We start from the raw sequence: 13,664 nt of genomic DNA, 5'->3' as shown, positions 1-13,664 counted from the left end.
GAGACACTGAGACACACTGAGAGACACTGAGTTTATTCTCAGTGGTCCTCAATGCATTCTCAATGGTTCTCAGTGTAATGATTTTTATCTGCATATTGGCACATTGGCTAATTAGCTCATTATTTTTGTAAGCCATTAGCTGATAGCTGTTAGCTTTGTCATCCCGAGTGACTACGAGGGATCTCGTTATAGCTTTGTAGGGGGCAATAAATATTGCCTCGTATATATGGATTCGCGGGCGCACACACAGGTGCGCCCCTACATGGGTTCTATTGTTGACTGATAACTGCTCACTGTTAACTGAAAGACAGCCCCTCGCTCCCCCTCTGTTGGAGGGGGCTGGGGGGAGGTGACTCTTTTTAAAAAAAACTACCCTGAAACCTTGGATTATTCCGAAATATTGACTATATTTCGTGTGTGTGTGTGTGTGTGTGCATTAATTTTCCACCAATTATCTCATTGATAAAAAAGAAGTTGATTAAAAAAAACATGCAGAATTTCACCTTACTCATCAACATTGCAATCAATTATACTACAACACAAATATACACATATTCTTCCATATCGGCAAAAAACAAAAAAATAAATCCGACAAATAGTTGCCGGATTCGATATATATTTATCTTTTGGTTCAAATAACTTCTATACGCGACTTCTCTATCCAACCGACATTGCCGCTGATAATTTCTATTTCGCACCAGTCGCGGTCGTCTTTCGTAATTTTCACTTTCGTACCCGAATGGAGGGTAAATACCTGATTGCTATTCTTATCGGGCGAACTGCGTACGGTGGCCGTAGGCGACATAACAATGGCATAGTCGCGTTGCTGTATATCGACTTTCTGGCGGTAGGCAAACACATTGCCTACGATGACCAGCACCACAAGCAGGATGCCAAGATAAAAAGAGAGCTGTTTGAAGGCTATCTTACGGCTGAAAAAGAACAGGAACAATACGCCGACGAGCAGTATAAAACATACTCCGGCAAAAACAGCCCAGCCGTCCGAACTGTTTGTTTCCTGCAAGCTTTTCATCCATTCGCTAAGGAAAAACGTCCCTGCCTTGGCTATTTTGTCCTCTATCCGTGTATTGGCATACAATATGTTGTGCTGTATGTCCTTATCGCCCGGCTTGAGCAGCAGGGCACGCTCGTAATAGAGGATGGCTTTGGCTACTTCGTTGTCGCGGAAATAGGCATTGCCCAGATTATAGTACAGGTCGGCAGACTCCATGCCTTTGGCAAGCTGCTCTTCTTTCTCTTTTTCGAGTAAGGCGATAGCTTTGGGGTATTCGCCTGCGTTGTATGCTTCGATAAACTTACGCTGCAATTCGCTCGCATATTCCGTTACAACAGGGGCGGCTTGCGCCAGCGAGTCGGCAGGCTGTACCTCCTGAGCGTATACTGCACCGGTGCAAAGAATGATAAACAGGGATAATATAATCCGTTTCATAATCGGTTACTTTTTAATCACATTTTCCATTTTACCTATTGCATCTACCGTTTCGGCATAGGTGCGATCCATTGCCTCGTCCGATTCGCTCGGAGCATAGCGGGCAAATTCGCAGGTATCGAGTATCGAGATAAATTGCTTTATCAGCGATTCGTCTACGCCGTAGCCGGTCAGTTCGGTTTCGATATTCTCGCGGTTGAGGTCGGCTACCGGAATAACCAGCTTATCGCTCAGGTAGCCCCATACAGCGCGCAATACTTCTTCGTAGAAGCTGTCTTTGTTGTGGGCGGCAAGGTATTTCTTCGCCAGTTTGAGACGTTTCGAAGCCACCTTATTCGCTTTCTTCGTCCGCATGCGCACCACGTCGGCATTCGCTTTTATCCGCTTGCGGTAGTAGATGGCGAGCGCCACAAATATCAGCAACGGCGCAAGGTAGTACAGGAGGATATACTTCGCCGAACCGAAAAGGAAGTCTTCGGTATCTCTGAAATCATAATCATCCGTTTTCAGATAGCGGATATCCTGGTCTATCTGCACTTCGCGCTGGCTGCTGTAGCTTGTTCCCGAGTTGGTTGCAGATGCATTCGGGTCTTTGGCTACGTTGATGGTATATTCTTCCGACGAGAGTGTTTTATATTCCTTCGCCTTGGTGTCGTAATAGGTGAAGTTTATCGGCGGAATGGTGTATTTGCCCGGATAGCGCGGGATGAACAGGTACTCGATAGTACGTGTCCCCGACAATCCGTTTTCGGTTACCTTGAGGTCGTTTGTCACTTTGGCATCGTATGTCTCAAATTCGGTCGGGAATTGAATTTCCGGGTTCTTGATGAGCTTCATATTCCCCGTACCTTTTATTTTCAGGGTAATGGTGATACCGTCGTTTGCCACCACATCGGTCTTGGATATAGTCGGTTCGAAATCGAATGACCCCACCGCACCCGAGAAGCCGAGCGGTTTTCCGTCCGCCGGATAAGGAGATATATCCATCGTTTCGGGCTTGGTCTTGAGTGTACGCTTCACGTCGGTCATCCCTTCCTGCGGCCCCCAGAAAGGGTCCATAATGATTTGCCCCGACTTCACATAAAAGACAATATCTATCGAGCCCGAAGGTATCGTCATTTTGCCCGAACGCTGCGGGAATATCAGCATCTTACGCAGGTTGTAGGTCACATAATTTTTGCCGTTATAATTTTCCAGACGCCCCTGCAATGATTCGGGGATATCTAAATCTTCGACCATGAATCCTTCGAATTCAGGGAATTGAATCTTATCGAGCTGGCGGATACTCAATACCGAATAGAGGCGGAACGTAACAACATAGGCTTCCTGCTCCATTCCTTTTTTCTTGGAGAAAATAGCCCTGATAAAGGCATCATTCGGGCTGATATTTTTGGAAGTGGAAGTAGATGTCGTTTCCTGCGTAGGCTTGCCGTTGGTCGTCTGGGCATCCTTGTCAGGAGGCAACACCTTGATAGTGGAAGTGTTGGACGTATACGTCTTACCGTTGACCTTGATTGTTGTTGGCGGGAAAGTAAATGTCCCCTGCTTGTTAGCCGTGAGGGTATAGGTAAACGTCCAGTTGCCTTCGGATGTGGTCTGCCCGTTTATCGTTCTCATACTTTGCGACACACTGTAAGCCGGCCCATAGAGGACGACAAAGCCATCGAGTTCGTTCTCGTCGAGCACAGGAAGGTCTACCTTTCCTGCGTCACCTGTCACACGCAAAACATAGCGCAGCTGTATCTGTGCCCCTTCCACGGTCGAATTGGGCGCACTGATGGAATAGGTAACCTCTTGTGCATAAAAGTTTACTACGCCAACAAATGATAGTAAGAATGCTATCAGATACTTTTTCATATGTCTAATTAATAGTTACAAGTTATTCGTTACGAGTTACACGTATGTTACATGAATTGAACGACAAAAATAGTTAAATTAGTGTGTAATCCACCTCTGCGGTTTGTGAATATTATTTAACGACCTTGTCGACAATCGGTTTGGCAAGGCTTTCCATGATGGCATAGCCTTCCTTGTTGGGGTGTACGCCGTCTGCGCTAAGCTCTTTGCGCATTGCTCCGCTGCCGTCTTCCATAGCGGCATGATAGTCGATATAAGGGATTTTATTCGTTTTGGCATAATCTTTCAGCACATAATTCAAGGCGTGTATCTTTGCCGGAACGTCTGTCACATGCGGATGCCAAGGCATAGCGCCCGCAGGGTGCACCGAGGCTATAATCACTTTTATTTTATTAGCCTTGGCCAGTTCGACCATCGAGACGATGTTTCCGAATGTAAATTCGGGATCGTACGTGCCGGTGTTTTCGGCTATATCGTTTGTGCCCGCGCAGATAACGACGGCTTTCGGTTGCAGTTTGATAACATCCTGGCGGAAGCGCAAAAGCATCTGCAGCGTAGTCTGTCCGCTGATACCGCGTCCTACGTAATTGTTCTTCGCAAAAAAATCGGGGCTGTTGGATACCCATGCTTCGGTGATGGAATTGCCGATGAAAACGACCCGTTTTTCCTTTTTCTCCGGGGCTGGAAGTCCGGCATTCGCCTGCGCATATTTCTGCAAGTTGATTTCTTTATTGAACTGGGCATTTATGCATGCAATCATAGTTGTAAAAAAAAGGAGGATTAAAATAGCTTTTTTCATGATTAAGAGGTTTTTGAGGTTTTTTATATTAAAGTTTATAGGTTATTCCTTGTTTTTGCAAATAAAAACCGGTTTTTGAGTTCCTGCCAGAATAGCTTTACAATCCGGCCTGTCGAAGACAACTTCGAATAGTGCACGGCACCCCCAGTCGTTCACAACCAGAGGAAAAAGGCGGACATTGGAGGAAGCAACACGCAATTCGTAGCCCACAGGCTCCCCTTCATTGTTTTTATATTCCCACACGGCTATTTTGTTGACCGTGTCAATCATGTGGATGGCCAACGAGCGAACCCCATCAGCATAAGTATAGTATTCGATATCATAGCGGTCACCCGTTTTTTTGAAGCTTTTAAGAGCTGAAGGCCATGGTCCGTCCATCATCTGCTCTACAAATGCAACATCAGTAATAACCCTATGGTCTGCGTATGTCCATTCCGAAGGGGCATAAATATAATATTTGCCTTCGAACAGACGCAAAGGTAGCCAATCGCGTGGCAAGTCTCCCAAAGCGAACTTTTTCAGGCGATTAGGGTATCCTTCTTTTATGTCTTCTATCTGCCTGTCATATCCGTCCTTCCGGTATCCGGATATGCTATATTCCTCCAACGCCTCGTAATTGTCATTCTTTCGGTTGTGCTCTATATAGATGCGATGCCAACCGCACGCAGTGGAATGTTCCCTGTACAGAAAAGTAGTATCGCTGAGGACGAAAGATTTCAACTCCGGCTCTCCTTCTTGTGCCGAGAGAGGGAGTAATCCCCAAGTGAAAGCAAGTAAGAAAGCTATAACAGAATATTTTTTCATACTGCCCACCCCTGAATATTAGTTGAACATGTTGTCGATAGTGACCGTCGAAGTCGGCTCTTCGGCATTCTTCTCGGCGCAAGGGTTGTTGAATCCTTCTACTTTCTCGAACTCATCTTCGGGACTGTAGCCTGTCTGTTTATCGGCATATACTTTCTTGAAGAAGTTGCCCGTAATAGGCAGCGCCATAGCTGCTCCCTGCCCTTCGGCCATGCGGTCGAAATGGATATTGATGTCTTCGCCACCTACCCAGCAAGCAGTAGACAAGCGCGGCGAGAAGGCCATAAACCATCCGTCGGCATTGTAGTTGGTCGTACCCGTTTTACCGCCCATCGGCCCTTCCACACCTAAGCGGCGCATGCGGTAGCCTGTACCTCCGTCCACTACGGCGCGAAGCATATCGAGCATTTTGACGTATGTTTTTTCGCTGAATACTTCATGTGTTTCGGGCGTGAAATCGGTGATAACATTCCCGTGCGAATTTTCGACGCGGGTGACGTATAGCGGTTTCGAGCGGATTCCTTTATTGGCAAAAGCGGTGTATGCGGCAGCCATTTCGGCAACCGTCACGTCGGTCGCTCCCAATGCCATAGACGGAACGGGGTCGATATGTCCTGTGATTCCGAACGAGCGCAGCAGGCGCGCAAAGGAATAAGGCGAGGTGCGCCCCATCAGGTAGACGGTGACCATATTGTCGGAGTTTTGCAAGCCCCATTTGATAGAAACCATCTCGCCAACTTTAGCTTCTTTAATGCCTCGCGGCGTCCATGGTTCGCCTGTTTCGGTGATGATGGTTTGCTGCTGATACAGCATTTCGTCGCAAGGGGTAGCCCCTTCTTCCATCGACAGGGAGTAGAGGAACGGCTTGATAGTGGAACCCACCTGACGGCGTCCGCGGTTGACCATATCGTATTGGAAGTAAGAGAAATCTATTCCGCCCACATAGGACTTGACGTGCCCCGTGTAGGTATCCATCGCCATAAAGCCCGAACGCATAAACTTCATATGGTAGCGTATCGAGTCCATCGGCGTCATGGTAGTATCTATTTGTCCGGCGTATGAAAAGACTTTCATTTCCACCGGCTCTTTGAAGGCTTTTTCTATTTCCTTTTCGGAGTGACCGGCTTTTTTCATGTTGCGGTAGCGGTCGGTCTGCTTCATGGCACGCGCAAGGATTTTGTCCACATCTTTGCGGGCACGGTAGGCAAACGGAGCGTAGTCGCGTCCTTTCTTCTCCTTATCGAATTGCGGCTGCACCGTCTTGCTCATATGCTCTACGAGCGATTCCTCGGCATAGCGTTGCATGCGCGAATCGATAGTGGTATATATCTTCAGCCCGTCTGTTGTCAGGTTGTATTTCGTTCCGTCGGGTTTTACGTTTTTGTTGCACCAGCCATATAGCGGGTCGCCCTCCCAGCGTGCCGAATCGCGCACGTATTGCTCTGCCTGCCAGTCGCCATAGCGCGATTTGTCGGGTTTGGAAGCCTGCATCGTGGTGCGCAGGTATTCGCGGAAGTAAGGTGCTAATCCGTCTTTATGGTCGACGCGCCTGAAATTCAGCTTCATCGGAATCTGTTTCAACGAATCGTATTCCTGACGGGTGAGTTTGCCATTGTTGAACATCTGAAACATGACCACATTGCGACGTGTAAGGGCAGCCTCCACACGTTTCGGATTTTTACTTGCGGGGTTATGCATCGCCGGATTCTGGCACATACCGACCAGCGTAGCGGCTTCTTCTATCGTCAGGTCTTTCGGTTCTTTCCCGAAATAGACTTGCGCTGCCGACTTGATGCCTACGGCATTGTTGAGGAAGTCGAACTGATTGAAATAGAAGTTGATAATTTCTTCTTTGGTATAACTGCGTTCGAGGCGGACGGCAATCACCCATTCGATAGGTTTTTGCAATCCCCTTTCGATAATATTAGAAGCCCTTTCTTTGGTGTAGAGCAGTTTTGCCAACTGTTGCGAGATGGTACTACCCCCTCCGCTGGATTTGCCGGTCAGGATAGTTTTTCCCAGAACACGTCCCAAAGCATAGCCATCGACGCCGGAGTGACTGTAATAGCGCACATCTTCGGTGGATACCAAGGCATCTACTATATGTTGGGGCAAATCGCTATAATCGGAATATATACGGTTGTTCTTGGCCTGCGAAAAAGTTCCCAGCAACTCGCCATCGGCGGAATAGACCTGCGAAGCGTATTTGTCGATAGGGTTTTCCATGTCTTTCAGGTCGGGCATGTATCCTATAATGCCATTGGCGATAAGCACAAAGATGAGGATAAGCGCGACTATCCCTCCCAGAAACGTCATCCACATGACGCGGACAACCTTTTTCACATTGATTTTCTTCTTTTTCTTCTTCTTCGACTTATTTTTCTTTTCTTCCGTATTCTTTGTCATATTATAGCTTTGTGGCGAGATAATTCTCAGGCATGGATTATTGTATAATCTGCAAATTTAAATAAAACGTTTTAATGTTCTATAATAAAAAACTTTAAATACCTTAATAAGAGGGAGAGAAAGGCATCGTCCTTTTCGTCGCCTGTGATGATATAGTGCAGCTTGGTATGCATTTCGGGTTCTTCTTTCCCCGAGCAGGATGCCTGCAAGGCAATCACTGCAAAAAGGAGTATATATATTATCGTTTTCATTCGGCATTTATTTTTTCTTATCACTCGCTTTGAACCACAATTGACGGGGTTGGGAGACTTCCTGCGTGTAATCGAGCAGATGCCATTCCTGCTGCCCCAGATGGTATTTCAGCAGTTTCAGTTCGCCATTGTGTTTGTAGAAGAATCCGATTTCCGAGCGGTTGCCAAGCAGAAAATAAGTTATCGGTTCGGCGTCATAGATACTTTCGGCATAGGCTAATACTTCTTTCAGATAGGGACGGATGCTATCGAAATCGAACGGATTATCGACGGAAAGACTAAAGTCGCACCCATCAAAAGGATTGTAAGGTGTGAGACGATTATGCAGCCACCGTCGTTTTTCGACTTCCCGTTCTTCTTTGTCATTGCTCACTTCCAGATAATAGTATGGCTGAGCTAAATGTTCTTCGACAACAGACACCCATTCCTTTTTCCGCGACAGGCTTTCTTCCAACGACTTCTTTTTTTTCTTCCGTTTTTCGTCTTCTATTTTCTGTTCATACCATGCCAGCTCTCCTTTTTCTTGCTTGTAGTAGTTTCTATCCTTTTCTGCTACATGATACATCCATATCCGTCGGCGAGGTTCGCCGATTATGACTTTATATAGCTGTTTTTCGTCTTCCGGCAACAGACCGAATGTGTATAGGGCATCTACCTTTCCGCCATACAGCTGCCCGCCATTGATATATAGATACAAGGTGTCGTCTATTCTTTCCATCTTGCTACTATACGCTACCCCTGCCCCATTCGCTTGGGAAATCAAATGATGGTGGTCGACAAAATAAGTCTTTTTATCTTTTACGTTGTTTTTCCCGACTTGGAACTCATACAATGCAATCTCCCCGGCAAAAGCGACCAGCGCATATATCACACTATCCTGACTATAATAACCAATCAGATCGTATTGTATCGGCGGTGCCCACATATTCTCTTCCAATTCCATGCGTTCGGGAAGGGGCTGTTGCAGAAGATTGCTACTTACTTTTCTCGCAGGTAAGCCTAATTTATCGAGCTCGATAGTTTTGCTTTTCTTCCTCTTTGCATAGAGGTAAAAATAGCCATCGTCTTTCTTCTTACCTTCTACCGTATAGGGCATACCTTCGCTTTGCGCCGGGACGAGGAGTGGCAGCAGCATTAATAAAGCTATCAGCAACGGGCTTTTCATGATGTATTAAGTATAAATTCGGTGTGTGTATGTAAATATCGTTTATAAATATAAGCATTTTTTTTCTTTCCGATTTATAAACATAAATTCAGTATAGAAAGATTCTTTTGTGTAAAATATACACATATATCCTAAAGCACGTCAATTAATCCTAAATAAGACCTACTTTTCTTGTTGTTTCACAGAGAATTACGTAACTTTGATATACAATGTGTAACAAGAACACAAAGAAGAAGAAAAATGGAAGCAAAATATATAATAGCAATAATAGGATATATCATCTATGCAGCAGCGCTGTTTTTCTCTTGCAGACACGCCGAGGTGTTAGATGACGACGATACTGTTTGCAATGGCAAATAGCTTTTTTCATAACTCATGTTAATTAGTTTAAGTTTGAACAAATTAGCGCAAACAATTAAAATCTCTTGCCGGCGGGCCGGAGATTTTTTTTTATGGCCTGTAGTCCCAGTCCTCTACCTTGATAAATTCTATTCCGTCGGGCTTCGTTGCGCGGATGGCATCGACTACCGATTGGTGATAGAGTTCGAATGTAGAGTTTTCGGCAAGACGGAAAATAAGCCGCTTTTCGAGTGGTATGGCAGAAAGGCAATCTTCCTTCAGCACGATATCCAAGAGAGGATTGGCCACTTTGGAGGCTCTGTGCCACCTGTAATGCGACTTATCCATATCCAAAACGGACAGGATGTTATAAACATTCAGAAGCCTGTAATGCGCAAATTCTGTGCCGTCTTCCCAGACGACTTTGGCAGGAATCAGCTGCGTACCTGCTATCTTCATCGCTTTCAGCACATCGGCCACTTTATCCGAAAATACGGAATAAGGCGATGCGTGATAATCAACCATTATCGGCTGATTGGGTGCGGGTTTGTCCAATGAATATTCGATTGTTCCGGCTTTCTCGATAAAGGCATTTTCGTACTCATAATCTTCATTCTTTTCGGCCCTCAACCGCGGATAAAAATTACTGTCTTCCGGTTGTATAATATAATACAATAAATTTGTTTCCATAAGTTATTCCTAAAAAAAGCATTGTTCGTCTTCAACTCGGACAAAGGTAAGTCGTTTTGCCTAAATAGCCAAAATGAATCTGCAAAAAGGCCGACAATTTAGCGGAGAGGGGAATAGTTCGTTTTACTCCATATGACAAAGTCAGCCTATTGCACCATCTCCCTCACAACGCATTCCGCAGCAACCGCCTTAGCTCGCGCACCCCTTCCGACGCCCCCTTGCGAATAAAATGCACGTAAGACTGCGAAGTCCTCACCTCATTCGGGTCTATCAGGTACACAGGCGTACGCGTAGGAGCATATTGCAGCAATCCCGCCGCCGGATAAACATTCAGCGAAGTGCCTATCACCACCAGAATGTCGGCCGTCTGCACTATGTTCATCGCTTCCTCTATCATCGGCACAGCCTCGCCGAACCAGACAATATGCGGACGCAACTGCGAACCGTCCTCGGCCTTATCTCCCAGATGGATTTCCGCCTTATCGGGCGTCAACTCGTAAATTAAGCCCGGATTAGCGGTCGAGCGCACCTTTGCCAGTTCGCCATGCAAATGCAATACGCGGCTGCTTCCGGCACGTTCGTGCAAGTCATCCACATTCTGCGTGATGATGCTCATTTTATACTCCGCCTCCATCTGTGCAAGCCCTATATGCCCCTCGTTGGGGCGGGCAACGAAAGCGTCCTTTCGCCGCTGATTGTAAAAATCGAGCACTAATTGCGGATTACGGGCAAACCCTTCGGGCGTCGCAACATCTTCTATCTTATACTGCTCCCACAATCCTCCCGAATCCCGGAAAGTGGCAATTCCGCTTTCGGCACTCATGCCGGCACCGGTAAGTACGACAACATGTTTCATTTTTACACTTTTTAAATGGTACGTATGATACAAATATAGTTTTTTCGAGGCTAAAAACAGTGTTATTCAAGCGAAAAGAATTACTTTTGTGCAATTCGAAAACAATCAAAAAACAAGAAAAAGCAACTATGGATAAAATCAGTTATGCATTAGGACTAAGCATTGGTAACAACTTCAAAGCATCGGGTATTAATAAGTTAGACGTCAAATCGTTTACAGATGCTATTTCGGCGGTATTGGAAGGTCAAAAGCCCGAATTAGAATACGACGAAGCACAACAGGTACTGAACGATTTCTTCGGGCAGTTGCAAGACGAACGGTTGAAAATCAATAAGCTTGCCGGAGAAGAATTCCTCGAAATCAACAAGAACAAACCCGGAGTTGTGACACTGCCAAGCGGATTGCAATACCTGATTCTGCAAAAAGGAGAAGGTAAAATCCCTGCTGCTACCGATACGGTAAAAGTGCATTACGAAGGTACATTGATAGACGGACACGTATTCGACAGCTCTATCCAACGCGGAACACCTGCCCAATTCGGCGTTACGCAGGTTATCAAAGGATGGACAGAAGCCCTACAGCTGATGCCTGTCGGCTCTAAATGGAAACTATTCATCCCTTCGGAACTGGCATACGGCACACAGGGTGCAGGCAATTCCATCGAACCTAATTCGACGCTCATTTTCGAAGTAGAATTAATAGAGATTGTGTAACTAAACAATTTAATATAACAACGTAAAAAACATTGAGAAAAATGAAGAAACTTTGTATTTTTTCACTTGGCGTACTTATTTCGGCCGGAGCACTATTCACATCGTGCGAAAACGCGGTTTCTACACGCCCTTCACTGGCTACAGAAAGCGATTCATTGTCTTACGCTTATGGGGTCAACCTCTACGAATCGGGATTGGGTGACTACCTGAAAAGAGCAGGCATCGTAGCCGATACGAATGCGGTAAAAAGTCCATACTTGTACAAAATCGCAAACGAAAAGGATGAGGCCGCTAAAGCTAAGCTACAGAAACAAATGGAAGCTGCGGTGGATTCTGCACAGATTGCCGGACGCAAAAATGTTGCCGAATTTATTCGCGGATTACATGAAGGACTGGATGACAACAAAGCAAAAGAACCATATGTTCAAGGGGTAGCCATAGGTAAGCAGATTGCAGATCAAATGCTGCCACGTCTGGAAGATCAGCTATTCGAGGGTACTCCCGAAGGCAAACTCAGCAGAGAGCTGATTGCATCGGGTGTGGCAACAGGTATGACACATGCAAAACCTGCTATGCCGAATGCTCCTATTTATATGAACTCTAAAATGGATAAGCTTCAAAAAGCACAAGCTGCGAAAAGAGAAGCAGAAGAAGCCGAAAGACAAGCTCAGGCGGTGAAACGTGCGGAAGAAGAAAAAGTTTTCCTTGCCGAGAATGCTAAAAAAAGCGGCGTTGTGACACTCCCGAGCGGATTGCAATATAAAGTGCTGACACAAGGAAACGGCGCAAAACCGAAATCGACCGACCGGGTGAGCGTGTTGTATAAAGGTACACTCCTCGACGGAAGCGTATTCGACAGTGCCGAAAATGCCGACAATCCGGCTACATTCGGCGTTACGCAGGTAATCAAAGGTTGGACGGAAGCTTTGCAATTGATGCCAGAAGGTTCTAAATGGGAATTGTATATTCCTTCGGAATTGGCATACGGCTCTCACGGAAATGCACGTATACCGGGCAACTCGACATTGATATTCGAAATAGAGTTATTGAAAATAAACTAAAGGAATAATACCCTTACATCTGTTATTTTGATATATAATATTTATTTTTCGGAGCCATATAGAGGTTTTTTTCAAATAAAATATTATATTTGATTCATAATAACAGAAAAACTGTAAGTTATGCAGAAAATTGATAAACTTGACAAGAAAATTCTTGAGATAATCTCACAGAACGCACGCATCCCTTTCAAAGACGTAGCGCTTGAGTGTGGCGTATCGCGCGCAGCTATCCATCAGCGCGTGCAACGGATGATAGAGATGAACGTAATTGTGGGCTCGGGATATTTCATCAACCCTAAGGTATTGGGCTATAACACTTGCACTTATATCGGGATAAAACTCGAAAGAGGCTCGATGTATAAAGAAGTGATACCCGAACTGGACAAGATTCCTGAAATTGTAGAGTCTCACTTTACAACAGGGCCTTATACCATTCTGGTAAAACTATATGCCCGCGACAACGAACACCTCATGGATTTGCTGAACAACAAGATTCAGGATATACCGGGTGTAGTGGCTACCGAAACGATGATTTCGCTCAGCCAAGGTGTGAAACGCCAGATACCGATTGTCAAAGGAGAGTAAGCTCCCCGCAGACTAAATGTATAAAACAAAGAGGCTGTCTAAAAATGCTTAGATGGCCTCTTTGTGTATTCATCACTTCCAAAAAAACAATAAATACCAGATCAGTATGGAAAGCATTATAAACAAACGCTGTGGTTGGGCCGGAACGGACGATTTGTATGTGAAGTATCACGACGAAGAATGGGGACGATTGGTCACCGATGATAAAACATTATTCGAATTTCTGGTGCTCGAAAGCGCTCAGGCCGGATTAGCATGGATTACGATTCTTCGCAAGCGCGAAGGATACAGAGAAGCTTTCTGCAACTTCGATATTGAGAAAGTGGCCGCAATGACGCCGGAGGATATCGACCGGCTGATGCAGTTTGAAGGAATTGTCAGAAACCGGCTGAAAATCGCATCCACCATCACCAATGCCCGATGCTTTATAGCAATTCAGAAGGAATTCGGCAGCTTCTACCAGTATACGCTATCATTCTTCCCCGGACAGCAACCAATCGTAAACAACTTTAAATCGCTAAGCGAGATTCCTGCCACATCGCCCGAATCGGATGCCATGAGCAAGGATATGAAAAAACGAGGATTCAAATTCTTCGGCTCTACCATTTGCTATGCCCATTTGCAGGCCGCAGGGTTTGTGAATGACCACTTGGAAGGCTGTTTGTGCCGAGAGAAGAAAATATAGCTA

The 13,664-nt window shown here is 45.6% G+C and carries 13 protein-coding genes; 4 read left to right on the top strand and 9 right to left on the bottom strand.

Annotated features, from left to right (window positions below; translation table 11 throughout):
- Window positions 1-631: 631 nt before the first annotated feature.
- The 9 genes from D0T66_RS09630 to D0T66_RS09590 all read right to left on the bottom strand — a co-directional run bounded on the left by D0T66_RS09630 (window position 632) and on the right by D0T66_RS09590 (window position 10,617).
- On the bottom strand, window positions 632-1,450 hold the full coding sequence (locus D0T66_RS09630; RefSeq protein WP_163357071.1) for an SH3 domain-containing protein: 819 nt from the start codon (window positions 1,448-1,450) through the stop codon (window positions 632-634).
- A 6-nt stretch (window positions 1,451-1,456) separates the two neighbouring features.
- Complete coding sequence (locus D0T66_RS09625) at window positions 1,457-3,307, bottom strand: BatD family protein (protein ID WP_163357070.1); 1,851 nt, start codon at window positions 3,305-3,307, stop codon at window positions 1,457-1,459.
- Between the two features lie 112 nt (window positions 3,308-3,419).
- Window positions 3,420-4,106 (bottom strand): SGNH/GDSL hydrolase family protein, encoded by a 687-nt coding sequence (locus tag D0T66_RS09620; RefSeq protein ID WP_163357069.1) that lies wholly within the window; start codon window positions 4,104-4,106, stop codon window positions 3,420-3,422.
- 42 nt (window positions 4,107-4,148) lie between these two features.
- On the bottom strand, window positions 4,149-4,910 hold the full coding sequence (locus D0T66_RS09615; protein ID WP_163357068.1) for a hypothetical protein: 762 nt from the start codon (window positions 4,908-4,910) through the stop codon (window positions 4,149-4,151).
- Window positions 4,911-4,928: 18 nt separating this feature from the next.
- The gene (locus tag D0T66_RS09610) at window positions 4,929-7,232 is read right to left on the bottom strand and encodes a transglycosylase domain-containing protein (protein ID WP_255489799.1); all 2,304 of its coding nucleotides are present in this window, start codon (window positions 7,230-7,232) and stop codon (window positions 4,929-4,931) included.
- Window positions 7,233-7,387: 155 nt separating this feature from the next.
- Complete coding sequence (locus tag D0T66_RS09605) at window positions 7,388-7,567, bottom strand: hypothetical protein (RefSeq protein ID WP_163357066.1); 180 nt, start codon at window positions 7,565-7,567, stop codon at window positions 7,388-7,390.
- A 7-nt stretch (window positions 7,568-7,574) separates the two neighbouring features.
- Window positions 7,575-8,732, bottom strand: coding sequence for a hypothetical protein (locus D0T66_RS09600; protein ID WP_163357065.1), 1,158 nt, complete (start codon window positions 8,730-8,732; stop codon window positions 7,575-7,577).
- Window positions 8,733-9,182: 450 nt separating this feature from the next.
- Window positions 9,183-9,761 carry an imm11 family protein gene (locus tag D0T66_RS09595; RefSeq protein ID WP_163357064.1) on the bottom strand — a complete coding sequence of 193 codons (579 nt, stop codon included), beginning with the start codon at window positions 9,759-9,761 and terminating at the stop codon, window positions 9,183-9,185.
- A gap of 163 nt (window positions 9,762-9,924) precedes the next feature.
- Window positions 9,925-10,617 (bottom strand): NAD-dependent deacylase, encoded by a 693-nt coding sequence (locus D0T66_RS09590; RefSeq protein WP_163357063.1) that lies wholly within the window; start codon window positions 10,615-10,617, stop codon window positions 9,925-9,927.
- A gap of 128 nt (window positions 10,618-10,745) precedes the next feature.
- Between D0T66_RS09590 and D0T66_RS09585 the strand changes: the two genes are divergently transcribed.
- The 4 genes from D0T66_RS09585 to D0T66_RS09570 all read left to right on the top strand — a co-directional run bounded on the left by D0T66_RS09585 (window position 10,746) and on the right by D0T66_RS09570 (window position 13,661).
- Window positions 10,746-11,330, top strand: a complete 585-nt coding sequence (locus D0T66_RS09585) for an FKBP-type peptidyl-prolyl cis-trans isomerase (protein WP_163357062.1) — start codon at window positions 10,746-10,748, stop codon at window positions 11,328-11,330.
- Between the two features lie 41 nt (window positions 11,331-11,371).
- Window positions 11,372-12,391 (top strand): FKBP-type peptidyl-prolyl cis-trans isomerase, encoded by a 1,020-nt coding sequence (locus tag D0T66_RS09580; protein ID WP_163357061.1) that lies wholly within the window; start codon window positions 11,372-11,374, stop codon window positions 12,389-12,391.
- Between the two features lie 120 nt (window positions 12,392-12,511).
- Window positions 12,512-12,976 carry an Lrp/AsnC family transcriptional regulator gene (locus D0T66_RS09575; protein WP_163357060.1) on the top strand — a complete coding sequence of 155 codons (465 nt, stop codon included), beginning with the start codon at window positions 12,512-12,514 and terminating at the stop codon, window positions 12,974-12,976.
- A 106-nt stretch (window positions 12,977-13,082) separates the two neighbouring features.
- Window positions 13,083-13,661, top strand: coding sequence for a DNA-3-methyladenine glycosylase I (locus D0T66_RS09570; protein WP_163357059.1), 579 nt, complete (start codon window positions 13,083-13,085; stop codon window positions 13,659-13,661).
- Window positions 13,662-13,664: the final 3 nt, after the last annotated feature.

Origin of the sequence: Dysgonomonas sp. 25, assembly GCF_010501075.1 — a bacterium.
Lineage (GTDB): Bacteria > Bacteroidota > Bacteroidia > Bacteroidales > Dysgonomonadaceae > Dysgonomonas.
The sequence above is the reverse complement of the archived record's forward strand: the minus strand, read 5'-3'. Positions and strand labels throughout refer to the sequence as shown.

What these genes read in the sequence shown, in the direction of transcription:
- D0T66_RS09630 (WP_163357071.1), bottom strand. Translation starts at nt 1,450, where the DNA reads ATGAAACGGATTATATTATCCCTGTTTATCATTCTTTGCACCGGTGCA.
- D0T66_RS09625 (WP_163357070.1), bottom strand. Translation starts at nt 3,307, where the DNA reads ATGAAAAAGTATCTGATAGCATTCTTACTATCATTTGTTGGCGTAGTA.
- D0T66_RS09620 (WP_163357069.1), bottom strand. Translation starts at nt 4,106, where the DNA reads ATGAAAAAAGCTATTTTAATCCTCCTTTTTTTTACAACTATGATTGCA.
- D0T66_RS09615 (WP_163357068.1), bottom strand. Translation starts at nt 4,910, where the DNA reads ATGAAAAAATATTCTGTTATAGCTTTCTTACTTGCTTTCACTTGGGGA.
- D0T66_RS09610 (WP_255489799.1), bottom strand. Translation starts at nt 7,232, where the DNA reads ATGTGGATGACGTTTCTGGGAGGGATAGTCGCGCTTATCCTCATCTTT.
- D0T66_RS09605 (WP_163357066.1), bottom strand. Translation starts at nt 7,567, where the DNA reads ATGAAAACGATAATATATATACTCCTTTTTGCAGTGATTGCCTTGCAG.
- D0T66_RS09600 (WP_163357065.1), bottom strand. Translation starts at nt 8,732, where the DNA reads ATGAAAAGCCCGTTGCTGATAGCTTTATTAATGCTGCTGCCACTCCTC.
- D0T66_RS09595 (WP_163357064.1), bottom strand. Translation starts at nt 9,761, where the DNA reads ATGGAAACAAATTTATTGTATTATATTATACAACCGGAAGACAGTAAT.
- D0T66_RS09590 (WP_163357063.1), bottom strand. Translation starts at nt 10,617, where the DNA reads ATGAAACATGTTGTCGTACTTACCGGTGCCGGCATGAGTGCCGAAAGC.
- D0T66_RS09585 (WP_163357062.1), top strand. Translation starts at nt 10,746, where the DNA reads ATGGATAAAATCAGTTATGCATTAGGACTAAGCATTGGTAACAACTTC.
- D0T66_RS09580 (WP_163357061.1), top strand. Translation starts at nt 11,372, where the DNA reads ATGAAGAAACTTTGTATTTTTTCACTTGGCGTACTTATTTCGGCCGGA.
- D0T66_RS09575 (WP_163357060.1), top strand. Translation starts at nt 12,512, where the DNA reads ATGCAGAAAATTGATAAACTTGACAAGAAAATTCTTGAGATAATCTCA.
- D0T66_RS09570 (WP_163357059.1), top strand. Translation starts at nt 13,083, where the DNA reads ATGGAAAGCATTATAAACAAACGCTGTGGTTGGGCCGGAACGGACGAT.